This window comes from Pseudomonadaceae bacterium SI-3, assembly GCA_004010935.1.
GTDB lineage: Bacteria > Pseudomonadota > Gammaproteobacteria > Pseudomonadales > Pseudomonadaceae > Stutzerimonas.
The window spans coordinates 1,059,761-1,083,133 of sequence record CP026511.1 but is presented as its reverse complement, the minus strand read 5'-3'; the positions used below and the strand labels follow the sequence as shown (position 1 = coordinate 1,083,133).

The following is a 23,373-nucleotide window of genomic DNA, read 5'->3' as shown; positions in this document are numbered from 1 at the left end:
CTGCGCCCCCTTATGTGAAGCTGACGAACTGACTGTCATCAGCCATGGCGGTCGGCTTGCGGATGCTGCGCACCGAGCGGTTGCCGCTGGGCTTGACGCTGGGTGCCTGTAGCTGGCGACCGAGGCCCTGAGCGAGCCCATCGCGCGCATCGAGACGGAAGAAGCCGATCAGCTCCAGCAGTTGCGAGGCCTGGGCGTTCATCTCCTCGGAGGTGGCAGCCAGCTCTTCGGACGCCGAGGCGTTCTGCTGGGTGATCTGGTTCATCTGCCCCATGGCGATATTGATCTGGCCCGCGCCGGTGCTCTGCTCCTGGGATGCCGCGGTGATTTCCTGCACCAGGTCCGAAGTCCGCTGGATGTTCGGCACGATATCGTCGAGCAGGCGACCGGCCTGCTCGGCCAGCTGCACGCTGCTGCCGGCCACGCCACCAATCTCCTGCGCGGCCACCTGGCTGCGCTCGGCCAGCTTGCGCACTTCCGCGGCGACCACCGCGAAGCCTTTGCCATGATCACCGGCCCGCGCCGCCTCGATGGCCGCGTTGAGCGCCAGCAGGTTCGTCTGGTAAGCGATGTCATCGATGATGCCGATCTTGTCCGCGATCTGCTTCATCGCAACGACCATATCGCGCACTGCCCGGCCACCGGCTACGGCGTCATTGGCGGCCTTGCCGGCAATGCTGTCGGTGATCTTGGCGCTTTCGGTGTTCTGCGCGATGGATGCAGACATCTGCTCCACCGACGCGGTGGTCTGCTCGACGCCCGCCGCCTGCTCGCTAGCCGCCTGACTGAGCGATTGCGAGGTGGCACTGACTTCCTCCGAAGCCGAGGACAGGGAATCGGCAGCGCTGCGCACATCGCCCATCACGCTACGCAGCCGCTCGGCCATGTTCTTCATGGCGTTGAGCAACTGGCCCGTCTCGTCCTTGCTGTTCACTTCCACCTGCACACTGAGGTCGCCAGCCGCAAGCGCATCGGCAACCGACACGGCGCGGTTGAGCGGCCGGGTAATGCTGCGTGTGACCAGAATGCCGATGCCGAAGCCCAGCAAGGCCGCGATGATCACCAAGCCGATCATCTGGGTCCGCGAGCTAAGATAGATGCTCGTGATTTGTTCATTGGCTTCCTTAGCATTGGCGACCTTACGCTCAACCAGGGCAGTCAGCAGATCGTCGGCCTTGTTTCCGGTCTCACGCAGTTGCGGCAGCATCACGGTCAGCTCGTCGGCCGGGCGCACCTCGCTGGAGGCTTCGCGCAGCTTTAGGGCCTGCTCGACGGTCCGCACGTAGGCGGCCATCGGCTCACTGAGCGACTCGAACTGGGCGATGCCTTCGGGCGTCACGAAGCTGGTGCGGGTGAGCTCGATGTGCTCGTACATCTTGCTGATCGCGTCCCGGGTCAGTTTGATGGAAGAGTCCCGCTCCTCCAGGCTGGTGGCCAGCAGGCTCGAACGCAGACCACGTCCAACATAGATCAGCTGCACATTGGCCGACTGGATGTTGTTCAGCGAGATCAACTCGCGGTCATACATCTGGTCGGACAACTCGCTGACGTGTTCAAGGTTACGTATACCCAGCATGCCCACGGTAATGGTCAGTGCCACCACTATCAGGAAACCCGCGATCAGACGCGTCCCTATCTTGAAGTTACCGAATACGTTCATGGTTGTTTCTCCTTACTGGCCTGCGAGGTCCTGGCGGGATTGGCTGATGCGCTGGGCAGCAGGATTCGCGTCGACGTGGTTTTGCAGGTAACGGAACAGGCTGGGGATATCCAGGATCAGGGCTACTTGCCCGGTTCCCAGGATGGTGGAGCCACCAATGCCTTGCAGGTGCTGGAACAGCTGCCCGAGCGGCTTGATGACGGTTTGCAGTTCACCGTGAAGGTGATCGACGATCAGCCCGGCCTGTTGCCGGCCCTGGCTGACGACAATGATGTTGCGGCGTTTGGCGTGACTTTCCGCCAGGTTGAAGTGGGCGGCCAGGGACAGACAGGGCAGCGGCTTGCCGCGCAGATTGAGGTAGCCGTAGGCGCCTGAACTGAGTTGCTCGGCGTCCATCTCCAGACACTCGGTGACCATGTCCAGCGGGATGACGAAATAGTCGTCGCCAAGGCTGACGAGGAAACCATCGATGATCGCCAGAGTGAGCGGCAGGCGGATGCGGAAGGTGCAGCCCAGACCTTCACGGGAATCAATCTCTATGGTGCCGCGCAAGGCGTCGATAGCGCTGCGCACCACATCCAGCCCCACGCCTCGTCCGGACAGGTCGGACACGCTCTCGGCGGTGGAGAACCCGGCGGCGAATATGAGCGCCTGGATGTCCTGTTCGGGCAGGTTTGATGCTGCATCGATCAGGCCGCGCGCGATTGCTTTCTCACGGATGCGCGCCGTGTTGAGGCCGCGCCCGTCATCGCCGACCTCGATCACGATCATGCCCGACTCGTGATAGGCGTTCAGTCGCAGGTGGCCTTCGACCGGTTTACCAGCGGCGACGCGGCCTTCTGCTGACTCGATACCGTGGTCGATGGCGTTGCGCACCAAGTGCGTCAGGGGGTCGGCCAGCTTGTCGATGACCGCCTTGTCGAGCTCGGTGTCCGCGCCACGGATATCCAGACGAATATCCTTGCCCAGTTGCTGGCTGACATCGCGCACCACGCGCTGGAAGCGGTTGAAGGTGTCGCCGATCTCGATCATGCGCAGCTTGAGAGCAGCTTCACGGATCAGCTCGACGTGCTGGTTGACGGTCTGGGTGCTCTCGATGCAATTGGCATCGCCATGCGAGCGCGCACGCAGCTGTGCACCGGCCGCGCTGATGACCAGCTCACCAACCAGGTTGATCAGTTCGTCCAGCTTGTTTGCAGCCACACGGATTTGGCTGTTTTCCTGACTACGCTTTTCACGGGCAACCTGTTGCTTGGCCAGGGCGGCGTTCACCGCCTGGGGGGCGACGATGCCTTCATTCACCAGCACCGTGCCCAGCGGCGACTTGACCTCGACCGTTTCCGCGGCCTGCAGGGCCAGGCCTTCTTCAAGTTCGCGCTCGGTCAACAGGCCACTGGCGACCAGGATCCGGCCGATTTGTGCATCGGTTTCGGGCAGGTCACGGATCAGCTGCAGATAGTCCTCGAGCTCGCTGGTCGGCGGCAGGATGCGCAGGGTGCAGAAGTCCTCTATGAATTCGAAAACTTCCTCGATCTCGCCCTTGCTGGCCGGCGTGCACAGCGCGATTTCGAGGCCGAGGTAACAGGTCTCCGGCTGCAGTTCGGCCAGCGAGGGCAACGATTCACTGATTGTCTGTAGATGCAGGATGTCGCCCAGGCGGCTCAGAAAGCGGACGAACGAACTGGGTTCGAAGCCGTTTCTCAGCAGATCGGCATGAAAGCGCAACGAGATGTGCCAGGCGCCATCGGCGTCGCAGCTGGCGCAGCGTTCCAGCCCCCCGCGGCTGTTGCAGCTGTCTTCGGGCAGCATGACGACCGGGATCTGCGGCGCCAGGGGCGCAGCGTTGATGCAGCTGGCGAGCTCGGCAAGCAGCGGCTGGTGGCGGCTGTCGTCGACCAGCAGCTCGCCCTTGTCGGTATCGATCAGCTCGATCATCGCGCTGATTTCATCCAGGCAGCGCAGCATCAGCGAGATCAGTTCTGGCGACAGGCTCTGCGCACCGTCACGTACCGCCATGAGCAGGTTTTCCAGGTGATGGGTAAAGCCCACCAGCGGCGCGAGCGAAAACAGGCCCGCCGAGCCCTTGAGCGTGTGCATTGCGCGGAACAGCCCGTTGATCGACTGTTCATCGGTGGGGCACTCGTCAAGCAGCAGCAGGTACTCTTCGGCCTGCTTGGCCAGATCGCGGGCCTCCTCGACAAAGCTCAGCAACAGCTGGCTCCATTGTTCGCCATCAAGCATCACGGTTTCCTTTCAGCGATGAGCCAGTAGGACGTCGGGGTACAGAGTTTCAAGGCGCAACAGCTCGAGCACCTCGGTCACCGCGGCGGCCGGTCCCTGCACCTTCAAACTGCCGCCGGCCGCCTCGAAATGACGCTGGGTCGCGAGCAGCAGCTGCGCCCCGGCGGTGTCGAGTTCTTCGAGCGCCTCGAGGTCGAGCAGGCAGGGGTTTGCCTCAGGCTTTGCCAGCATGCTCAGCAAGGTCGCATGGGCCTCGCCGACCTCGTAGATGGTCAGGCTGCCGGACAGGCGAAGCCGGGCCGGCTCCACGCTGCGGTCGTAAGTGAGTTCGAGCATGTCAGCCGACCAGCTTGTCGACAGCTGTCAGCAGTTGCTGCGGCTGGAACGGCTTGACGATCCAGGCCTTGGCACCGGCGGCCTGGCCCTCGGCCTTCTTGCCCTGCTCGCTTTCGGTGGTGAGCATGACGATGGGCGTGAAGCGGTAGGCCGCATTGGCCTTGACCGCCTTCACCAGGCCGATGCCATCGAGGTTCGGCATGTTCACGTCACTGATGATCAGGTTGATCTTCTGCCCGTTTAGCTTGGTCAGCGCGTCCTTGCCATCAACGGCCTCAATGACCTGATGACCCGCGCCGGTGAGGGTCATCTTCACCAGCTGGCGCATGGAGAGCGAGTCGTCGACGATGAGAATGGTCTTGGCCATGTGGTGATGCTCCTTGTTGAATCAGAAAAAGGTCACGTCGTCGGCAGCGCTCTTGCTACGGGTCTTGCCGTGGCGCTCCTCGTCGGTGGTGAAGTGCTGGTGCAGCTCGCGCAGCCAGCGCTGCGGGTCGTTCACGCTGTTGTCGCCGGCACGCACTGCCTGGTCGAGACGCTGCATGTCGTGCTGCAGGTGGTCGAGCATCTGGTCAGTACGGTCCTGAAACTGCAGGCTGACCACGATCTCCTCGATGGTCGCCTGGGTGACGCGGGTTTCCTGCTGCAGCTGCAACGAGGTGACCGAGAGTTCATTGAGGCTCTGCCCCAGCCCTTGCATGACGTCACCCGCCACGCTGTCGAGGTAGCTCAGGTTGTCGCGCTCGCTGGTGGTCAGTTCGTCTGCCGCGGTGACAGTGGCGCGGATCGCCTGGTTGATTTCGCTGACCTTGTTGCCCATCCGCTGGCCGGTCTCGGCCGACAGCGTCGACAGCTTGCGCACCTCGTCGGCGACCACCGAGAAACCACGGCCATAGTCCCCGGCCCGGGCCGCCTCAATGGCGGCGTTGAGCGCGAGCAGGTTGGTCTGGCTGGCGATGTCCTGCACGTGCTTGGCCATCGACTGCAGCTCAGCCGCGTAGCCGTTGAGGTCGGAAATGGTGCCCAGCAGTTCGGCCTTGCGGCCGCTGGCGGCGTGGAACGCCGAGGTCACTTCATTGAGGCGGTTCTGCGCCTGGCGCAGACTGCTGGCCATGCCATCGCCGCCGATCACATTGTCCGAATTGCTCAGGGTCTGACTGAGGCGAGCCGACAATCCGGCGAAGTGTTCGAACAGCTGGCGCACGCTGTTCTGCTGAATATCGCGCACCTGCCCGAGGTTCTTGTCCCAGGTCGGTAACACGGCATTGAGCAGCGGCTCCACCGCTGGGGCGGCAGCCGGCGCTGCGACCACTGGCTCGGAGTTGATCGCCGCGCGAGACGCTCGCGGCTTGAGAAAGACTGCCGCAGCCACGCAGACAGCGCTGCCCGTGCCAGCGATCCAGGGCGAGCCCAGGGCCAGGCCAGCGAGCCCGGTGGCGATTCCAATCCAGAGTGCAGGGTAGGCAAACACAGTGCGGCCTCGCAGGGCAGAGTCGAATGACCGGCACGATAGGCAGCCGCCATCAACGGCGGTATCAGGCAAAACCCTAGGCGGCCCTAGGGTGTCCTAAGGTGTCGGAGCCCTAAAGTTTCCGCCGCCGCTGCCGGGGGCATGCATACACCGCCTTACGTCATCATCCGGCTGCACGTTTGCGAGGAACTGCGCGCGGACTAGGCTGAATAGAGCGCTCGCGCAGAAAAACAGCTACCCCTGGGGGCGCCGCACACAGCGGCACCCATCGACCACAGGTAACAGTTCTCAAATGACGGAGCGTGTATCGGACATTGCTGACCGGCTAGGCCCTTCCCCGCAGTTGTTGCGCTGGATGCCCTGGGCCATCGCTACGCTGCATGCGGCTTTTGTGCTGCTGGGCGGCTTGTTGATGGGTGCTCAGCCCTCGGTGGCCATCGTCTGGAGCCTGCTGGCGCTGCTGTTGTCTTCGGCGCTGTGGTGGCTGGCCATCCAGGTCATGCTCCGTTCGATGCGGGCGCAACAATCAACTGCCGCCGGAGCGGCAAGCACCCGCGACGCGGACGTTGCTCCTTCGCCGCCAGCCGAGCCGACCGGCACCTATTCGCCGCGGATCTACGAGCGGATGGTCGCCAGCCTACCCGACGGCGTGGTGATCATCCGCAGCGGACAGGTCCGCTTCTGCAATGCGGCGGCCGGCAGCCTGTTCGATCCGAAAGGCGAGGCTCCCTCGGTCACCGGCCAATGGCAGCCCTACATTGCCCCGCATCTGCGGGCACGCGAAACCGAGCGACTGGACCGCCTGCAGTGCGGCGTGATCAGCCCGCTGTGCTTTCGACACGTCATCCTGCTGCGCGTCGACGGCACCCCGTTTCAGGCCGAAGTATGCGAGCTGCTACTGGAAAACGACGGGTACCATGATGTGCTGCTGCTGTTGCGTGACATCAGCGAATCGGAGCGAATGCAGCGCGAGCTGGAACAGGCCAACCAGCGGCTGCAACATCTGTCGCAGCGGCTGATGGAGGTGCAGGAAAGCCAGCGCCGCCAGCTCGCCCGCGACCTGCATGACGACATCGGCCAGCAGCTGACCGCCCTCAAGCTGCACCTGCAGCGGCTGCGCTTGTCATTGGCCCATGAACCGGCGCTGGCCAAGCTGGCCGGCCTGCTCAGTGATGCCGCCGACGAGGCGCTGGGCAAGGTTCGCAGCCTGTCGCTGGCACTGCATCCCCTGCAGCTCGAGACGCTCGGGTTGCAGGCTGCCGTGCAGTGGCATCTGTCGCGCTTCCTCGAAGCTGCGCACACCCGTTGGTCGCTTAAGCTCGAGGGCAAAACGGTCGACCTTTCTCCCGATGTCGCCCTGGTGGCGTTCCGCATCGTTCAGGAAGCGGTGAACAACGTTGCCCGCCATGCCTGCGCCGGCCGTGTGGACGTGCTCATCTGCCGCACAGACGATGCCCTGCGCGTCGAAATCATTGATGACGGCGTCGGCTTCGACGTTCGAGCGGCTCGTGCACGCGCTCTAAGTCTGGGCCTGACCAGCATGGAAGAGCGCGTCGCTGCATTGAGCGGAGAACTGAACATAGCAAGCCTCAGCGGGGTGGGCACACGGGTAACCGTGAGCTTGCCGATAGCAGCCCATCCCCGCACCACGGAGTAGATGCATGAAACGGGTAGCACTGATTGACGATCATGGACTGGTCAGAGCAGGCCTACGGGCGCTGGTGCAAGACCAGCCGGGATACGAGGTGGTAGCCGAGGGAGCCGACGGCAGCGAGGTTCACACCATCCTCACCGAACTCAAGCCTGACATCCTGTTACTGGATATCAGCATGAAACACATGAGCGGCCTGGATGCCCTGCGTCAGTGGCGCACCGAATTCCCCAATGTGCAGTTCCTGATTCTGTCGATGCACACGACGCCCGACTACGTCCTGCAGGCGCTGCGCCTGGGTGCCAGCGGTTACCTGCTCAAGGACGCCGCCGCGCAGGAGCTGGAGCTGGCATTGAGGGCTCTGTCGCGCAACGAGTCGTACCTCAGCCCCGGTATCGCGCAGACAGTCATCCAGTCGGCGGTGATCGAAGGCGGCCAGCGCGAGCAGCCTGGCGCTCCGTCGTTGACGCCACGCCAGGTTGAAATCCTGCGGCTGATCGTGCGCGGCGTTTCGACGCGTGATATCGCCAGCGGCCTGGGCTTGAGCGTGAAGACGGTAGATGCGCACCGGGCGCAGATCATGGATCGTCTCAAACTGCGTGATGTGCCCTCGCTGGTGCTGTATGCGCTGCGCAAAGGTCTTGTCAGTACCGATGACTGAAAGGCTTGTCGGCCGCGCGCCACTCGCCATGACTTCCAATCAGAGCGTCAGCCCCGGCCACAGCTGTTCATTTTACGACCAGCCAGCTACACACCAGTCGTAGCGCGCCCTGGCGCTTCGTTTCCGCACGTTATCCACAGAGAGCCCCACAGTAATACTGGACAATAAACGGCTGCGCTCCCAGCTCTCACCACGCAGTCGCTGTCAAGCAAAATACTCCGCGTAACAACCACTTAACGCTACTCAGGCGTAAGCTGATCAGTTCTTGATCAGCGCCCGCAACGCCAGTGATACCGCCTGTTTGCGAAGGTCACTAATAGGTTATGCACAGAAGCTTGCACAGACTAAGGGGATAAGTTTGTCACGAGGGCTATCGAAGCGATCAACAAAAGCTAAAGGGCATGCCGTCGGGAAGCGACTAGGCTTGTTTTCAATAACGAGGAGCCGCCCATGCCCAGTCTTGAAATGATCCAGAGCTTGTTTGCCAACTACGCCTTAGGGATCAATGGTGTCTGCATTGGCGAGCGCTGCTGACGTTTTGGCCGTAGGGAATCCTGGCGTTCGCCGGGCACATTTCGCGGCGCCAGTATCACTGGCCATGTTTCCAATGGACGGCATCACGCACCAGCCGCAGCGGACGGAGTCATCGAAATCGCGCAACAGGGCCTGAACGAGCGCGCAGTCTCCCGGCGCGGTCCAGCAACGCGAATCACGGCAGCCGCTGGTCCACTTGCTGAACGACCTACCGCTTAGCTGCGACACGCTGGGCGCTGCCTCCACCTGGCAGTGAGCAATTGGCCGATTGTCCGCCGTACCGCTGTATAAAAAACGACCGATCAGCTACAGCCTAGATATGACGGCGTTTCGGCAGGGTTCACCTTCCTTTATCCACAGCACTCTCCACAGCAATCGGGGATAAGTCCTAACCTCACGTTATGCATACGCACGAACACCCGCGAATGGGCCTGTTTTGAGATTGCAAAAACCGCTTAGCTGTGTGTTTTCACCTGTAGCGGCGGCCTGATCAAAAGTTGACCAAGCGACGGAAAGCGGCGCAGCTTGTGGCGCCGGGCTGTTGACCCCAAGGTTATCCACAGAACACTTAACAGATATATGGGATAACTATCTGAGAGCGTTCCAAGGCGGCGCTCGCATCGCTGAACGGTGTTCGCGGTGTAACGAACTTCACCGGGGTCGCCTCCTCCAATAGTTACATTTGCCGTACCGGAGTTCTTCCATGCCGTCATGGCTCGTTTCTGCAAGCTCGCAGCCGTCAGTGCCGGAGGCCGCTCGATGATGAGTTTCCTGGCTCTGGTGCTAGTGGCATTTGTCTGCTTTGCGCTGGTCTTTTTTATCAAGCAGCGTCAGTACAACCACCCGGCGCTGCGCATGCCCTACCGGCTGCAAGAGCCGTTTTTTCAGCCGAGCGAGCAGGAACTACTGGCCCTGTTGCAGCAGGCCGTGGGTGAGCGCTTCCTGATTCTATGCAAGGTGCGTGTCGCCGATGTGGTCGAAGTCACAGCGGTTCCGCGGCGTGCGCCCTGGTATCAGGCGGTCAACCGCATCTCCGCGGCACGGTTCGATTTCCTATTGTGCGACCCGCAGACGTTGACGCCCTGTTGCGCCATCGAAATGGAGCAGCCTGACGAGGCCAACGCGTTCGTCGATGAGCTCTGCCAGACCATCGGTCTACCACTGATCCGCCTGACACCGGAGACCGCCCGCGCCTATGATCGCCTGTGTGCGGCCATTGATCAGGCAATCCCTCCGATCTCCCACGGCTCGGCATAGTCAGCCGCTGCGATGCCTGAACGGCAGCCCGGGAACTCAAGCACAATAGACTGCCTACAGAACAACGATGAGCCCCTCGCTCGTCCGGCGTCTGCCTCGTATCAATCGGAGACACCCCTCACTGTGAAGTCGTCATGTCGTTGAAGACCCGCTTCTTGAGCCTGTTCGAGCTGGCCTCGCGGCTGATTCGCCGCTACCCCGGCACGGTTGCACTCTTTGGTTTCTGTTCGGGCCTGGCCAGTTTTGTGCTGGTCGAGCGCCACGCCGGGCTGGCCAAGGTCATCGCCGCCTTGATGCTGTTCAGCTGGCTCTGGCTGATGTTGGAGAAAAGCCTACGCGCCGGTCTGGAACGCCGCTTCGGCTGGAAGGTGCCACCGCCTTTGCTGCGCTATGTGACGCAAATGGTCCATCAGGAAAGCCTGTTCTTCATCATCCCGTTCTTTTTCATCACCACGACCTGGAACAGTGGCCAGGCCGCGTTCACCGTGATGCTGGGCGTGGCAGCGCTGGTCTCGCTGGTCGATCCGATCTATTACAAGTGGCTCGCGCCGCGACGCTGGGTCTATCTGGCATTTCATGCGCTGACATTGTTTGCCGTTCTACTCACTGCGCTACCGATCATCTTTCACCTGTCGACACCGCAAAGTTATCTCTGGGCATTGGGCATCGCCGTGGTACTCGCACTGCCGAGCCTCAGCGGCTTGTTTGCTTCGTGGAACTGGAGAAGCGTGCTGGGGGTGCTGGCGCTCGCTGCCGTGGTCGGTCTGGCCGGTTGGGTGGGACGCGCCTGGGTGCCGCCGGCAACGCTCTGGCTGACGGATGTCGCAGTGACCACGACCCTCGATGATGCCTCGCGCAAGCCTGGCAATCGTCTGCGTGAAATCTCCAGCCAACAGTTGCACAGCAATGGCCTCTACGCATTTACCGCAATCAACGCGCCGCGCGGCCTGAAAGAACGCATCTACCATGAATGGACGCACAACGGTAAGCGGGTCGACCGCATCCCGCTGGACATCAGCGGTGGCCGGGAGGCCGGCTATCGTGCCTGGACCCACAAGCGCAACTTTCCAAAGCAGGCCGAAGGTAAATGGCGCGTGCGGGTGATGACCGAGGCAGGGCAAATGATCGGCATGCTGCGCTTCGAGGTCGTGGAATGAACCGCTGAAGCCAGGCGGTACTCGAACGGCAAAGCACGTCCGCTAAGCCCAAGGGAGGAATGCATGGAATGGTGGGATATCCTGAGCCGCACCGTCGCCTCGGAATTTTCCGACATCCCCGACTTCGAGCATGCGATTCGCGTCTCCGTACGGCTGGTCCTGGCCGCGTTTTTGGGTGGCGTGCTCGGCTACGAACGTGAATACAAGGGCAAGGCCGCCGGCCTGCGCACCCATATGCTGGTATCGCTGGGTGCCGCCCTCTTCGTTCTGGTGCCACTGGAAGCGGGGATGCCGATCGAAGATCTGTCTAGGGTCATGCAAGGCATCATCACCGGTATTGGCTTTCTGGGCGCCGGCACTATTCTCAAGGGCAGTTCGGTGGAGGACGTCAAAGGTCTTACCACGGCGGCGGGAATCTGGCTGACCGCGGCCATCGGCGTCGCCACGGGGCTGGGTCATGAGTCCACCGCAGTGATGACGACGGCCTTCGCATTGGTCATCTTTCTGGTGATGCCTCGCCTGGAACAACATGCAGCGCATAGATCGGCCAGTACCCACAAGAGGGGGCGTGATCAGGACAATGCCCCATGAGTCCAGCTGCGATCATCACATAGGAACAGACCATGCCTAGCCGTTACGCTTACCTAACAACCGGGGCGCTTATGCTTGGCCTGGCCGGCTGCGGCGATACCGCCACACTGCCAGTCGAAGCTGGCTACGGCCCGGCCCCGGCGCTGCCCGAGCCGAATAAGTCGCTGATCCCGACCGTCAACATCGCCGAGGCCACCTGGTGGCCCGCGGATCGCTCGCCGCAAGCGGCTCCCGGCCTGCAAGTCCAGGCGTTCGCTGACAACCTCGATCATCCGCGCTGGCTCTATGTGCTGCCCAATGGCGACGTGCTCGTGGCCGAAAGCAATGCGCCCGCGAAGCCGGACGACGGCCAGGGCATTCGTGGCTGGATCATGAAAAAGGTCATGGCGCGGGCGGGCTCCGGCGGCAAAAGCGCCGACCGTATTACGATGCTGCGTGATCGCGATGGTGACGGCACGCTCGAAGACAGATCGGTATTTCTCGAGGGTTTGCACTCACCGTTCGGCATGGCGCTCATAGGCGATCAGCTGTATGTCGCCAACACTGATGCACTGGTGCGCTTCCCCTACAAGCAAGGTGCGACCAGGATCGACGCGGCGGGTGAGAAAGTGGTCGACCTTCCAGCCGGGCCGATCAACCACCATTGGACCAAGAACGTCATCGCCAGCCCCGACGGATCAAGGCTGTACGTTACCAGCGGCTCCAACAGCAACGTGGGTGAAAACGGCATGGAGGCCGAGGAAAACCGCGCGGCCATTCTTGAGATTGACCCGCACGATAAGACGATGCGGTTGTTCGCTTCGGGCCTGCGCAACCCCAATGGTCTGGCCTGGCAACCAGACAGCGGCGAGCTGTGGACCACCGTCAACGAGCGCGACGAAATCGGCAGCGATCTGGTGCCCGATTACATGACATCGGTACAAGACGGCGGTTTCTACGGCTGGCCCTACAGCTATTACGGTCAGCACGTCGACGAGCGGGTCAAGCCGCCGCGCCCGGATCTGGTGGCCAAAGCCCTCATGCCCGACTACGCACTTGGCGCACACACAGCCTCTCTCGGACTGGCCTTCTATGAAGGCTCGCTGTTGCCCGAGCGCTACCGTCACGGCGCGTTCATCGGCCAGCATGGTTCATGGAACCGCAAGCCGCGCAGTGGCTATAAAGTGGTTTTCGTACCCTTCAAGGATGGCGAGCCGGACGGCACAGCCGAAGACGTGCTGACCGGCTTTCTCAACGAGGATGAGCAGGCCATGGGTCGCCCGGTGGGCGTCGCAGTGGACAAGGCCGGCGCGCTATTGGTGGCCGATGACGTCGGGAACGTGATCTGGCGGATCACACCCAGCGGCCGGTGAAGGGAGAGGATCGCGACCGGGGCCCAGCCGGTCGCTACAGGTCTGCTTACAGAATGACCGGCAAGGGACGCACCAGCCGGATCTCTCTCGGCGACAGTTCGACGCCATAGGCCAGCACTTCGACGCCCGCCTCCACTGCATCCCGCAGCGCGGCGGCGTAGCGCGGGTCGATCTCGCCGGCAGGGCGCACGGCATCGATTCCAGTGAGGTTGACGCAATACAGTTGTACCGCCCATACGCCCTGACGGGCCAGCACCGCCAGTTCGCGCAAATGGCGAGCGCCGCGGTCCGTCACCGCATCGGGAAAGGCCGCAACAGCCGTATCAGCGAAGCCCAGGGTCACGCTTTTGACTTCGACGAATGCGGGTCCTGCGGGATAGTCCAGGCGGAAATCCACGCGGCTGTTCTCGATGCCGTACGCCACCTCACGCTTGAGCGCAGTGAAGCCGTTCAATTCCCCGATCACTCCGGCCAGCAGCGCCTCTTCGACCAGTCGATTGGCCCGTGCCGTGTTGACGCAGGCAAGCCGCCCTTGCGGGGTTTCAACCAGTTCCCAGGTGCCAGGCAGTTTGCGTTTGGGATCGCTGTTGCGCTGAAACCAGACGCGCGCGCCCTCGCTCATGCAATTGAGCATCGAGCCCGTATTCGGACAGTGGATGCACAGGTGCTCGCCGGCGTCGGTAACGACATCGGCGAGGAAACGCTTGTAGCGCCGAACCAGCCGACCCTGCTCCAGAGGCGTTGTGAACTGCATCAGCCTTTCCAGCTCCGCAGGCCACGCGCAATGCGCTCAACCGCCTGCTCCAGCCGGGGCAAATCCTGCGTATAGGCGAAACGCACATGGTGACCGGCCTGGTGCCGCCCGAAATCCAACCCCGGCGTGATGGCGACAAACTCGGTTTCCAGCATGTGCTGGCAGAACGTGTAAGCGTCACCGCCGATGGCGCTGATATCGGCGTAGAGATAGAAAGCCCCTTCCGGCTCCACCGCAATGCCGAAGCCCAACTCGCGCAATGCGGGCAGCAGAAAATCACGGCGCTTGGCAAATTCGCCGCGACGCGCTTCGAGGATTTCCAGGGTGGCCGGCTCGAAGCAGGCCAGGGCGGCATGCTGGGCCATGGTCGGCGCGCTGATGTAGAGGTTCTGCGCCAGCTTTTCCAGTTCGCTGACCGCCTGAGGTGGCGCGACCAGCCAACCGAGGCGCCAGCCCGTCATGCCGAAGTACTTGGAAAAGCTGTTCAGCACGAACGCCGAGTCGTCGACTTCCAGCACACTGGCCGCATCGGTGCCATAGGTGAGGCCGTGGTAGATCTCGTCCACCACCAGTTGCCCGCCGCGGCTTTTCAACGCAGCCGACAGGCCCGCCAGATCGTCCCGTGTCAGCAAGGTACCGGTGGGATTGGCCGGCGAAGCCACCAGGGCGCCCACGCTGTCCTTGTCCCAGTAACGCTCGACCAGATCGGCCGTCAGCTGATAACGCACATCCGGGCCGACCGGCACCAGCTGCGCGGCAGCTTCGATCAGGCGCAGGAAGTGCCGGTTGCAGGGATACCCCGGGTCGGCCAACAGCCAGTGCTTGCCTGGGTCGACCAGCAAACTGCTGGCCAATAGCAGCGCACCGGACCCGCCGGGAGTAATCAGCACGCGTTCGGGGTCAATAGACAGTTGATAGCGCTGCTTGTAGAAACCGGCAATCGCCTCGCGCAGCTGCGGCAGCCCACGGGCGGCGGTGTAGCGGGTATGACCAGCCGCGAGGGCAGCCTGACCGGCCGCGACGATGGGCTCGGCGGTGCTGAAGTCCGGCTCTCCGATCTCCAGGTGAATGACGTCATGTCCAGACGCCTGCAATTGGTTGGCCCGGGCCAGCAATGCCATGACGTGAAAGGGTTCGATTGCACGGCTACGCGCGCTATATGACGAGGTCATCTGACCTTCCTGACGAGTACAAAACGTGAATTCTACCGAAGGTCCCCCTGACACCGCAGCCACCGTGATATTCGGGAGTAGCGCACCCCGATACGATCTGGTAAGTTCGCCCGCTTGCAGCCGCAGGGCCGGCACGGGCCGGCAGAGGGATTCACTATCCTGCGCAATGGACATAGCGAGAGGCGTTCATCCATGCCCATTACTAAAACGACACCCAGCAACCAATTGATCCGCGCCTTCGTTCCCTATAAGGAGTCCAAGGGCGAGGAATACATGAGCGACAACATGCGCGCTCACTTCACCGGCATCCTCAATAAGTGGAAGCTGGAGCTGATGGAGGAAGTCGACCGAACCGTGCATCACATGCAGGACGAAGCGGCCAACTTCCCCGATCCGGCCGATCGCGCCAGCCAGGAAGAAGAATTCAGCCTGGAACTACGCGCCCGTGATCGCGAGCGCAAGTTGATCAAGAAGATCGACGAGACGCTGCAGCTGATCGAAGACAACGAGTATGGCTGGTGTGATTCCTGCGGCGTCGAGATCGGCATTCGCCGTCTGGAAGCCCGTCCGACCGCTACGCTGTGCATCGACTGCAAGACGCTGGCGGAGATCAAGGAAAAGCAGATCGGTTCCTGATCCCGAACGGGGCGCTACGGCGCCCCGCTTCATTTTCGGCCTCCCGCGCCTTTGCTTCACCCCGCCTCGACGCCCCTTACCCGAGCCGGCCCATGTCCACACCCTCTTCCTACATAGGTCGCTTCGCGCCGACCCCCAGCGGCTATCTGCACTTCGGCTCGTTGATCGCTGCCCTCGCCTCCTATCTCGATGCCCGTGCCGTTGGCGGCCGTTGGCTGTTGCGCATGGAAGACCTCGATCCGCCGCGAGAAATGCCGGGGGCGCAGACCTCGATTCTGCAGGCATTGGAAGCCTACGGTTTCCAATGGGATGACCAGATGGTCCGCCAAAGCGAACGGCTTGACGTCTATAACGAGGTGATCGATCGCCTCAGGCAGGACGGCCATGCCTATGCCTGTACCTGCTCGCGCAAGCAATTGCAGGCGTTCGCCGGACTCTACCCGGGTTTCTGCCGTGAAGCCGGCCGCGACACCCCTGACGCCGCCATCCGCCTGCGCGTGCCGGATCGGACCTACAGCTTCAGCGATCGCGTCCAGGGCCAGTACAGCCAGGACTTGGCCCGCGAAGTGGGCGACTTCGTTATCCGCCGCAGAGACGGGCTGATTGCTTATCAGCTGGCGGTGGTGCTCGATGATGCCTGGCAGGGCGTGACCGACGTCGTCCGCGGTGCCGATCTGCTCGACTCGACCCCGCGGCAACTCTTTCTGCAGGACCTGCTTGGCCTGCCACACCCGCGCTACTTGCATGTCCCTCTGATCATTCAGCCCGACGGCCATAAACTGGGAAAACGTTACCGCTCACCGCCGCTGCAACCGGCTGAAGCCACACCACTGTTACTGCGTGCGCTGCGCGCGCTTGGCCAACCCACTCCAAGCGAGCTGAGTGACGCCCTGCCCAACGAGGTGCTGACTTGGGCGACAGCCCACTGGAATGCTGAGCGCATCCCGCGCTGTCGAACCCTGGCCGAGTCGCAGCTTCGCTGAGGCGACATCCGTGCCTCTTAATATGGGCAAAACCGACGTGCGACGCTCTTTTCCGCCAGCCTGTGGCTTGCCGCTTGCCGCTTCCTTTACCATCCGCCTACTTTCGACACGAGTTCCAGCATGTACATCTACCGACTGGTGCTGCTCCTGGTGGTGGGGATCTATTTGTTTTCCCCTGCAATCATGGACTGGTGGATTGACCCCAACGGCGCGTGGTACCGGCCTTATCTGTTGTGGCTGATCCTCATCGTGGTGACCTTCATTCTTCAGAGTCAACGCGATGCAGACGAGCTTTAGCCTCAGCCACCTGATTCTGATCAGTGTCGCCTATCTGCTGGTGCTGTTCGGGGTGGCCTGGATCAGCGAGCGAGGACTGATCCCGCGCTGGGTCATTCGGCACCCGCTCACTTACACCCTGTCCCTCGGCGTCTACGCCAGTGCCTGGGCGTTTTATGGCACGGTGGGCCTGGCCTATCAGTATGGATACGGGTTCCTCGCCACCTACCTGGGCGTGTGCGGTGCGTTTCTACTGGCGCCGGTCCTGCTCTATCCGATACTGCGTATCACCCGAACCTACCAGCTGGCCTCACTAGCGGATCTGTTCGCCTTCCGTTTCCGCAGCACCTGGAGCGGCGCGCTGACCACGGTGGTCATGCTGATTGGCATGCTGCCGCTACTCGCCTTGCAGATCCAGGCGGTCGCCGATGCCATCGGGATTCTCACCCTCGAGCCCCTGCAGGAACGGGTCGCGCTGGGTTATTGCGTGATGATCATGCTGTTCACCATTCTCTTCGGCGCCCGGCATATCGCCACACGGGAGAAGCACGAAGGGCTGGTCTTCGCCATCGCGTTCGAATCGGTGGTCAAGTTGCTGACCTTCGGCGCCATCGGTTTGTACGCGCTGTTTGTCGTGTTCGGTGGGCCGCATCAGCTGGAAATCTGGCTGTTGCAGAACCAGTCGGCATTGCAGGCGCTGCATACGCCGCTGCAGGAAGGGCCCTGGCGCACCCTGCTGCTGGTGTTCTTCGCCTCGGCGATTGTCATGCCGCACATGTATCACATGACCTTTACCGAAAACCTCAACCCGCGCGCGCTGGTCAGCGCCAGCTGGGGCCTGCCGCTGTATCTGCTGCTGATGAGCCTGGCCGTGCCGCTGATTCTCTGGGCCGGGCTCAAACTTGGCGTCAGCACCAACCCCGAATATTTCACCCTCGGCCTCGGTATTACGGCGCAGAGCGAGGCATTGACGCTGTTGGCCTTTGTCGGCGGACTTTCAGCGTCCAGCGGTCTGATCATTGTCAGCACCCTGGCCCTGTCGGGTATGGCGCTCAACCATCTCGTGTTACCGCTCTACCAACCTCCTACCGAAGGCAACATCTATCGCTGGCTGAAATGGACCCGGCGCAGCCTGATCCTCGCCATCATCATGGCCGGCTACGGCTTTTATCTGATGCTGGGCGCCGAGCAGGACCTGTCAAACCTGGGCATTGTCGCCTTTGTGGCGACCCTGCAGTTCCTGCCCGGCGTGCTTTCAGTGCTCTATTGGCCGACCGCCAACCGTCGTGGCTACATCGTTGGGCTGCTCGCCGGTATTGCCGTCTGGGTTGTGACCATGCTGCTGCCGCTGGTCGGCAACCTCGATGGCTTCTACATCCCGCTATTCAACGTGGTCTACGTGCTCGACGACACCAGCTGGCACCTGGCGGCGATCGCCTCTCTGGCGGTCAACGTGCTGGCGTTTTCGCTGTTATCGCTGTTCACCGAGACCAGCGCCGAGGAGCAAGCCGCAGCAGAAGCCTGCGCGGTGGAAAACGTGCGCCGACCTCAACGTCGTGAGCTGGCAGCCGCCTCGCCGCAGGAGTTCGCCACTCAGCTCGCCAAGCCGCTGGGCGCCAAGACTGCGCAGCGGGAGGTGGAACAGGCGCTGCGGGATCTGCAACTGCCCTTCGACGAGCATCGCCCCTATGCCTTGCGCCGGCTGCGCGATCGCATCGAGGCAAACCTGTCCGGACTGATGGGGCCGAGCGTCGCCCAGGACATCGTTGAGAATTTTCTCTCGTACAAGAACGGTGCAGACAGCTATGTGACCGAAGACATCCATTTCATCGAGAGTCGCCTGGAGGACTATCACTCACGCCTTACCGGCCTTGCTGCCGAACTCGATGCCCTGCGCCGTTATCACCGGCAGACCCTGCAGGAGCTGCCGATGGGCGTGTGCTCGCTGGCCAAGGACCAGGAAATCCTGATGTGGAACAAAGCCCTGGAAGAGCTCACCGAAATTCCCGCGCTGCAGGTGGTGGGCTCTCGCCTGTCGACCATCGCCGAGCCCTGGCAGAGCCTGCTAAGCGATTTCACCCAGCAGCGCGAGGAGCACCTGCATAAACAACGCTTGCAGCTGGACGGTCATAGCCGCTGCCTGAACCTGCACAAGGCCGCGATCGCCGAACCGTTGGCGCCCGGCAGTAGCGGTTTGGTACTGCTGATCGAAGACCTCACCGAAACCCAACAGCTGGAGGACCGCCTCGTTCACTCCGAACGTTTGGCCAGCATTGGTCGGTTGGCGGCGGGGGTCGCTCACGAAATTGGCAACCCGATCACAGGCATCGCCTGCCTGGCGCAGAACCTGCGCGAGGAGCGCGAGGCAGACCCCGAGATCATCGAGATCAGCAACCAGATCGTCGAGCAGACCAAACGCGTCTCACGCATCGTCCAGTCGCTGATGAGCTTCGCCCATGCCGGCGGCAGACAACAGGACCGGTACCCCGTAAGCCTGGCAGAGGTGGCGCAAGATGCGATTGCCCTGCTCTCACTCAACCGGCGGGGAACCGAGGTGAGATTCTTCAACCTCTGCGACCCCGATCATCTGGCAGAAGGCGACCCGCAGCGCCTCGCTCAGGTGCTGATCAACCTGCTGTCCAACGCACGCGACGCATCCGAGCCCGGCGGCGCGATCCGAGTACGCAGCGAAGTGTCCGAACAGACTGTCTATCTCATCGTCGAAGACGAAGGTAGCGGCATTCCGCAGGCGATTCAGGATCGGCTTTTCGAGCCGTTCTTCACCACCAAGGATCCAGGTGAAGGGACAGGGCTGGGCCTCGCACTGGTCTATTCGATCGTGGAAGAGCATTATGGGCAGATCAATATTGACAGCCCGGCCGACCCGGAAACCCAACGCGGCACGCGTTTCCGCATCACTTTGCCGCGTCATGTCGAGGCCACAGATTCCGGTGAATGACGAGGCACCGGCCGTTTTCTGCCAAGTCTCGACCATGGGCGGCCCAGCGTATAGCTGGCCCCGCCGCGTCCTGGATGAAGATGACACTGGCACCCCGCACCAAGCCGCAGCGCGGCAACTAGCACAGGTTCGGGAACGAGCCCTCTTTTGGCGCCGTTCCCACCACCGTGTAGCCGCCTTCAGACCGTCGAGAGAGTACTGATGTCCCATATTCTGATCGTCGAAGACGAAACCATTATCCGCTCCGCCCTGCGCCGACTGCTCGAGCGCAACCAGTACGAGGTGAGTGAAGCCGGCTCGGTGCAGGAGGCACAAGAGCGCTTCAGCATTCCCTCCTTTGATCTCATCGTCAGCGATCTGCGTCTGCCTGGCAGGCCCGGCACCGAACTGATCAAGCTGGCCGAAGGCACTCCCGTGCTTATCATGACCAGCTACGCCAGCCTACGGTCGGCAGTGGACTCGATGAAAATGGGGGCAGTGGACTACATCGCCAAGCCCTTTGACCACGACGAGATGCTGCAGACCGTGGCGCGCATTCTTCATGATCGGCAGCAGGCCGCCTCGGCGCCGGCTGAGGCGTCGCGCAGCGCCACGCCCGTTGCCGGCAAGACAGACGACTCGATCAATGGTGAGATTGGCATCATCGGACGCTGCGGCCCGATGCAGGATTTGTTCGGCAAGATACGCAAGGTCGCCCCAACCGACTCCAATGTGCTGATCCAAGGCGAATCGGGTACAGGTAAAGAGCTTGTTGCCCGCGCGCTGCATAACCTTTCCCGTCGCGCCAAGGCGCCGATGATTTCAGTCAACTGCGCCGCCATTCCGGAAAGCCTGATCGAATCCGAACTCTTCGGTCACGAGAAAGGGGCCTTTACCGGCGCCAGTGCGGGTCGCGCCGGCCTGGTCGAGGCCGCAGATGGTGGCACCCTGTTCCTCGACGAAATCGGTGAGCTGCCTCTGGAAGCACAGGCGCGGTTGTTACGCGTATTGCAGGAAGGCGAGATCCGGCGGGTAGGCTCTACCCAGTCGCAAAAAGTCGATGTGCGCCTGGTCGCCGCGACCCACCGTGACCTGAAAACGCTGGCCAAGAATGGGCAATTTCGTGAGGACCTCTACTACCGGCTGCATGTCATCGCCTTGAAACTGCCCCCCCTACGCGAGCGCGGCGCCGACGTGCTGGAAATCGCCAAGGCCTTCCTGGCACGCCAGAGTGCGCGCATGGCCACCGAGGGGTTGCACTTCTCCCGAGAGGCCGAGCAGGCCGTACGGCAATACACCTGGCCGGGGAACGTGCGCGAACTGGAGAATGCCATCGAGCGGGCGGCGATTCTCAGTGAGAGCGAAGAAATCAGTGCTGAGCTGCTGGGTATCGACATCGAGCTCGACCCCCTCGACGAGGATTTTGATGAACCCGGTGCCCTTCTAGGTTCCGCTGTCTCGACCAGCAACGAGCCGACCGAGGATCTATCGCTGGAAGACTACTTTCAGCATTTCGTACTTGAGCACCAGGACCACATGACCGAGACCGAGCTGGCACGCAAGCTGGGCATCAGCCGCAAGTGCCTTTGGGAGCGTCGTCAGCGGCTCGGGATCCCACGACGCAAATCGGCCACGGCTGGGTAGCGAGCTGTTACCCCCACTACCAAGACGTAACAAAATGCGGGTTCATCGGTAACGAACGCTACAGACTCTTCGGGCCAGATCAACAACCAAAAAGACCAACCCATTGATTCTAAAGGCTTTTCAAAAACTGGCACGGCGAATGCTTTATATCTGGCACAACAACAATAACAAGCAGACCCACAATAAGAACAAGACGTACCGGCTCTAGCAAAATAAAGACAATAAGGCAGAGGCGTAGCTAACTGATTCTTTTGGAGAGGAAATGCCAAATGGGGTTTTGCCCCACGACCAGGCTGAGAACAACAAAAACTGCATAAGCAGCGCCTGAACTGGTTGGATCGAATGATCGATGGTAAATCAGCGACCAAAGAAATCCGTTTGCTCTTTGCTCCCAACGTAGGAGCGATTCCTGGATGCGATAGCTGAAGGGAACGGGTGACCCAAACAAAAACAACACGCCCGAAATACTAATAACAACAAAGCACGCGACATCATTTAAAGGGGGAGCTTCGGCTCCCCCTAGTGCTTTCTGGCCTCGGCCGAGTTTTGACACCTCTCCGCGCTTCGTTCACCATCCCTGCTCCCGGTGCTAGAATCCACGCCTGTTTCGTGGCTATTCACGTCGCCACCTTGTCATTTCGCCACACAGTGCCTCTCATGCTGAAAAAGCTGTTCCAGTCTTTTCGTTTACCCCTGCGCCGACTCCCGCATCCTCGTCGCACCCCCGAAATACTGTCCAGCCGGCAGCATTCGCTGCACCGCAACGATCTCAGCCGGCACGCCGTCAGTGTGGTCGAGCGGCTCCAGCATGCCGGCTACGAGGCGTATGTCGTGGGTGGATGCGTCCGCGACCTGCTGCTCGATCTGGAGCCAAAGGACTACGACGTGGCTACCAGTGCCACGCCCGAACAGGTGCGTGCCGAGTTTCGTAATGCACGTGTCATCGGTCGTCGCTTCAAGCTGGTTCACGTGCACTTCGGCCGCGAGATCATCGAGGTCGCAACCTTCCGCGCCAATCATCCCGAAGAAGATGATGATGATGAACCCAACCACCTGGCTTCGCGCAACGAGAGCGGGCGGATTCTGCGTGACAACATCTATGGCACGCTAGAAGACGATGCGCAGCGCCGCGATTTCACCATTAACGCTCTGTACTACGATCCTTCCAGCGAGCGGATCCTCGACCACACCCACGGGGTCCACGACATTCGCAACAGACTGATCCGCCTGATCGGCGACCCAGAGCAGCGGTACCAAGAAGATCCGGTACGCATGCTGAGAGCGGTCCGCTTCGCCGCCAAGCTCGACTTCGAGATCGAAAAGCATAGCGCCGAGCCGATTGCCGACCTGGCCGACCTATTGAACGACGTGCCGTCTGCGCGCTTGTTCGACGAGATCATCAAGCTGTTCCTTAGCGGTAAAGCCGAACGCACCTTCGATTTGCTGCTTGAGTACGACCTGTTCGCACCGCTATTTCCGGCCAGCGCCGATGCGCTGGAAGACAACCCTGAGTATGCCGGTACGCTGATCCGCAACGCCCTGGCCAATACCGACCTGCGCATCGCCCAAGGCAAGCCCGTCACCCCGGCATTCCTGTTTGCGGCCCTGCTCTGGCCGGCCTTGCCGGCGCGCGTCGCCGAGGTCCAAGCGCGCGGCCTGCCGCCAATACCGGCGATGCAGGAAGCCGCGCATGACCTCATATGGGAACAGTGCCAGCGCACGGCCATTCCCAAGCGTTTCACCATGCCCATGCGCGAGATCTGGGACATGCAGGAACGCTTGCCACGCCGACAAGGACGTCGTGCAGACCAGCTACTGGAGAATCCACGCTTCCGCGCTGGCTACGATTTTCTGCTGTTGCGAGAGAGCGCCGGCGAGGGAACCGATGGTCTTGGCGAATGGTGGACCGACTACCAGGAAGCCAGCGACAGTGAGCGCCGTAACATGATTCGTGGCCTCAGCAGCAAAGACGAAGGTAACGGTGCGCCGCGCAAACGTCGCCGAAGCAACCGTCGCAAGCGGGGCCCGAACGAAAGCGCACCCGCATCAGCGGACTGAT

At 61.8% G+C, this 23,373-nt stretch carries 19 protein-coding genes; 12 read left to right on the top strand and 7 right to left on the bottom strand.

The genetic code is table 11. The features are described 5' to 3' along the window. Window positions 1–10: 10 nt before the first annotated feature. From C1896_05180 to C1896_05160, 5 genes are read right to left on the bottom strand one after another with little or no spacing between them, the layout of a single operon-like run. Window positions 11–1,660 carry a methyl-accepting chemotaxis protein gene (locus C1896_05180; protein ID AZZ44353.1) on the bottom strand — a complete coding sequence of 550 codons (1,650 nt, stop codon included), beginning with the start codon at window positions 1,658–1,660 and terminating at the stop codon, window positions 11–13. Between the two features lie 12 nt (window positions 1,661–1,672). Further along, window positions 1,673–3,901 (bottom strand): chemotaxis protein CheA, encoded by a 2,229-nt coding sequence (locus tag C1896_05175; protein AZZ44352.1) that lies wholly within the window; start codon window positions 3,899–3,901, stop codon window positions 1,673–1,675. A gap of 12 nt (window positions 3,902–3,913) precedes the next feature. Continuing rightward, complete coding sequence (locus C1896_05170; GenBank protein ID AZZ44351.1) at window positions 3,914–4,237, bottom strand: anti-anti-sigma factor; 324 nt, start codon at window positions 4,235–4,237, stop codon at window positions 3,914–3,916. A gap of 1 nt (window position 4,238) precedes the next feature. After that, window positions 4,239–4,604, bottom strand: coding sequence for a response regulator (locus C1896_05165; protein AZZ44350.1), 366 nt, complete (start codon window positions 4,602–4,604; stop codon window positions 4,239–4,241). 21 nt (window positions 4,605–4,625) lie between these two features. Continuing rightward, on the bottom strand, window positions 4,626–5,708 hold the full coding sequence (locus C1896_05160) for a chemotaxis protein (protein ID AZZ44349.1): 1,083 nt from the start codon (window positions 5,706–5,708) through the stop codon (window positions 4,626–4,628). 292 nt (window positions 5,709–6,000) lie between these two features. On the opposite strand from C1896_05160, the gene C1896_05155 reads away from it, so the two are divergent. From C1896_05155 to C1896_05130, 6 genes are all read left to right on the top strand, one after another. Next, window positions 6,001–7,365, top strand: coding sequence for a hypothetical protein (locus C1896_05155; GenBank protein AZZ44348.1), 1,365 nt, complete (start codon window positions 6,001–6,003; stop codon window positions 7,363–7,365). 4 nt (window positions 7,366–7,369) lie between these two features. Continuing rightward, window positions 7,370–8,020, top strand: a complete 651-nt coding sequence (locus C1896_05150; protein ID AZZ44347.1) for a DNA-binding response regulator — start codon at window positions 7,370–7,372, stop codon at window positions 8,018–8,020. A 1,296-nt stretch (window positions 8,021–9,316) separates the two neighbouring features. Beyond that, window positions 9,317–9,811, top strand: a complete 495-nt coding sequence (locus C1896_05145; protein AZZ47535.1) for a hypothetical protein — start codon at window positions 9,317–9,319, stop codon at window positions 9,809–9,811. A 134-nt stretch (window positions 9,812–9,945) separates the two neighbouring features. Continuing rightward, window positions 9,946–10,968: a DUF2914 domain-containing protein gene (locus tag C1896_05140; protein ID AZZ44346.1), complete on the top strand. Its 1,023-nt coding sequence runs from the start codon at window positions 9,946–9,948 to the stop codon at window positions 10,966–10,968. Between the two features lie 63 nt (window positions 10,969–11,031). Continuing rightward, the gene (locus C1896_05135; GenBank protein AZZ44345.1) at window positions 11,032–11,559 is read left to right on the top strand and encodes a methyltransferase; all 528 of its coding nucleotides are present in this window, start codon (window positions 11,032–11,034) and stop codon (window positions 11,557–11,559) included. A 32-nt stretch (window positions 11,560–11,591) separates the two neighbouring features. Next, window positions 11,592–12,911, top strand: coding sequence for a sorbosone dehydrogenase (locus tag C1896_05130; protein ID AZZ44344.1), 1,320 nt, complete (start codon window positions 11,592–11,594; stop codon window positions 12,909–12,911). A gap of 46 nt (window positions 12,912–12,957) precedes the next feature. Here the strand turns inward: C1896_05130 and C1896_05125 are convergent, their stop codons facing one another. Together C1896_05125 and C1896_05120 are read right to left on the bottom strand one after the other, a co-directional pair. Next, window positions 12,958–13,665, bottom strand: coding sequence for a DNA/RNA nuclease SfsA (locus tag C1896_05125; GenBank protein AZZ44343.1), 708 nt, complete (start codon window positions 13,663–13,665; stop codon window positions 12,958–12,960). Continuing rightward, window positions 13,665–14,837 (bottom strand): aminotransferase, encoded by a 1,173-nt coding sequence (locus C1896_05120; protein ID AZZ44342.1) that lies wholly within the window; start codon window positions 14,835–14,837, stop codon window positions 13,665–13,667. Before C1896_05120 ends, C1896_05125 begins: the two co-directional genes overlap by 1 nt. Before the next feature lie 192 nt (window positions 14,838–15,029). Here C1896_05120 and dksA point away from each other — a divergent pair, with 192 nt between their 5' ends. The 6 genes from dksA to C1896_05090 all read left to right on the top strand — a co-directional run bounded on the left by dksA (window position 15,030) and on the right by C1896_05090 (window position 23,372). After that, window positions 15,030–15,473, top strand: a complete 444-nt coding sequence (gene dksA / locus C1896_05115) for an RNA polymerase-binding protein DksA (protein ID AZZ44341.1) — start codon at window positions 15,030–15,032, stop codon at window positions 15,471–15,473. A gap of 92 nt (window positions 15,474–15,565) precedes the next feature. Next, on the top strand, window positions 15,566–16,456 hold the full coding sequence (locus C1896_05110) for a tRNA glutamyl-Q(34) synthetase GluQRS (GenBank protein AZZ44340.1): 891 nt from the start codon (window positions 15,566–15,568) through the stop codon (window positions 16,454–16,456). 120 nt (window positions 16,457–16,576) lie between these two features. Continuing rightward, the gene (locus C1896_05105; protein ID AZZ44339.1) at window positions 16,577–16,753 is read left to right on the top strand and encodes a hypothetical protein; all 177 of its coding nucleotides are present in this window, start codon (window positions 16,577–16,579) and stop codon (window positions 16,751–16,753) included. Further along, on the top strand, window positions 16,737–19,691 hold the full coding sequence (locus tag C1896_05100; protein ID AZZ44338.1) for an ATPase: 2,955 nt from the start codon (window positions 16,737–16,739) through the stop codon (window positions 19,689–19,691). The genes C1896_05105 and C1896_05100 overlap by 17 nt, the downstream gene beginning before the upstream one ends. A gap of 201 nt (window positions 19,692–19,892) precedes the next feature. Next, window positions 19,893–21,314, top strand: coding sequence for a response regulator (locus C1896_05095; protein ID AZZ44337.1), 1,422 nt, complete (start codon window positions 19,893–19,895; stop codon window positions 21,312–21,314). 657 nt (window positions 21,315–21,971) lie between these two features. Then, window positions 21,972–23,372 carry a polynucleotide adenylyltransferase PcnB gene (locus C1896_05090; GenBank protein AZZ44336.1) on the top strand — a complete coding sequence of 467 codons (1,401 nt, stop codon included), beginning with the start codon at window positions 21,972–21,974 and terminating at the stop codon, window positions 23,370–23,372. Window position 23,373 lies beyond the last annotated feature (1 nt).

What these genes read in the sequence shown, in the direction of transcription:
- C1896_05130 (AZZ44344.1), top strand. Translation starts at nt 11,592, where the DNA reads ATGCCTAGCCGTTACGCTTACCTAACAACCGGGGCGCTTATGCTTGGC.
- C1896_05145 (AZZ47535.1), top strand. Translation starts at nt 9,317, where the DNA reads ATGAGTTTCCTGGCTCTGGTGCTAGTGGCATTTGTCTGCTTTGCGCTG.
- dksA (AZZ44341.1), top strand. Translation starts at nt 15,030, where the DNA reads ATGCCCATTACTAAAACGACACCCAGCAACCAATTGATCCGCGCCTTC.
- C1896_05110 (AZZ44340.1), top strand. Translation starts at nt 15,566, where the DNA reads ATGTCCACACCCTCTTCCTACATAGGTCGCTTCGCGCCGACCCCCAGC.
- C1896_05155 (AZZ44348.1), top strand. Translation starts at nt 6,001, where the DNA reads ATGACGGAGCGTGTATCGGACATTGCTGACCGGCTAGGCCCTTCCCCG.
- C1896_05175 (AZZ44352.1), bottom strand. Translation starts at nt 3,901, where the DNA reads ATGCTTGATGGCGAACAATGGAGCCAGCTGTTGCTGAGCTTTGTCGAG.
- C1896_05125 (AZZ44343.1), bottom strand. Translation starts at nt 13,665, where the DNA reads ATGCAGTTCACAACGCCTCTGGAGCAGGGTCGGCTGGTTCGGCGCTAC.
- C1896_05170 (AZZ44351.1), bottom strand. Translation starts at nt 4,237, where the DNA reads ATGCTCGAACTCACTTACGACCGCAGCGTGGAGCCGGCCCGGCTTCGC.
- C1896_05120 (AZZ44342.1), bottom strand. Translation starts at nt 14,837, where the DNA reads ATGACCTCGTCATATAGCGCGCGTAGCCGTGCAATCGAACCCTTTCAC.
- C1896_05100 (AZZ44338.1), top strand. Translation starts at nt 16,737, where the DNA reads ATGCAGACGAGCTTTAGCCTCAGCCACCTGATTCTGATCAGTGTCGCC.
- C1896_05095 (AZZ44337.1), top strand. Translation starts at nt 19,893, where the DNA reads ATGTCCCATATTCTGATCGTCGAAGACGAAACCATTATCCGCTCCGCC.
- C1896_05150 (AZZ44347.1), top strand. Translation starts at nt 7,370, where the DNA reads ATGAAACGGGTAGCACTGATTGACGATCATGGACTGGTCAGAGCAGGC.
- C1896_05165 (AZZ44350.1), bottom strand. Translation starts at nt 4,604, where the DNA reads ATGGCCAAGACCATTCTCATCGTCGACGACTCGCTCTCCATGCGCCAG.
- C1896_05180 (AZZ44353.1), bottom strand. Translation starts at nt 1,660, where the DNA reads ATGAACGTATTCGGTAACTTCAAGATAGGGACGCGTCTGATCGCGGGT.
- C1896_05135 (AZZ44345.1), top strand. Translation starts at nt 11,032, where the DNA reads ATGGAATGGTGGGATATCCTGAGCCGCACCGTCGCCTCGGAATTTTCC.
- C1896_05140 (AZZ44346.1), top strand. Translation starts at nt 9,946, where the DNA reads ATGTCGTTGAAGACCCGCTTCTTGAGCCTGTTCGAGCTGGCCTCGCGG.
- C1896_05105 (AZZ44339.1), top strand. Translation starts at nt 16,577, where the DNA reads ATGTACATCTACCGACTGGTGCTGCTCCTGGTGGTGGGGATCTATTTG.
- C1896_05090 (AZZ44336.1), top strand. Translation starts at nt 21,972, where the DNA reads ATGCTGAAAAAGCTGTTCCAGTCTTTTCGTTTACCCCTGCGCCGACTC.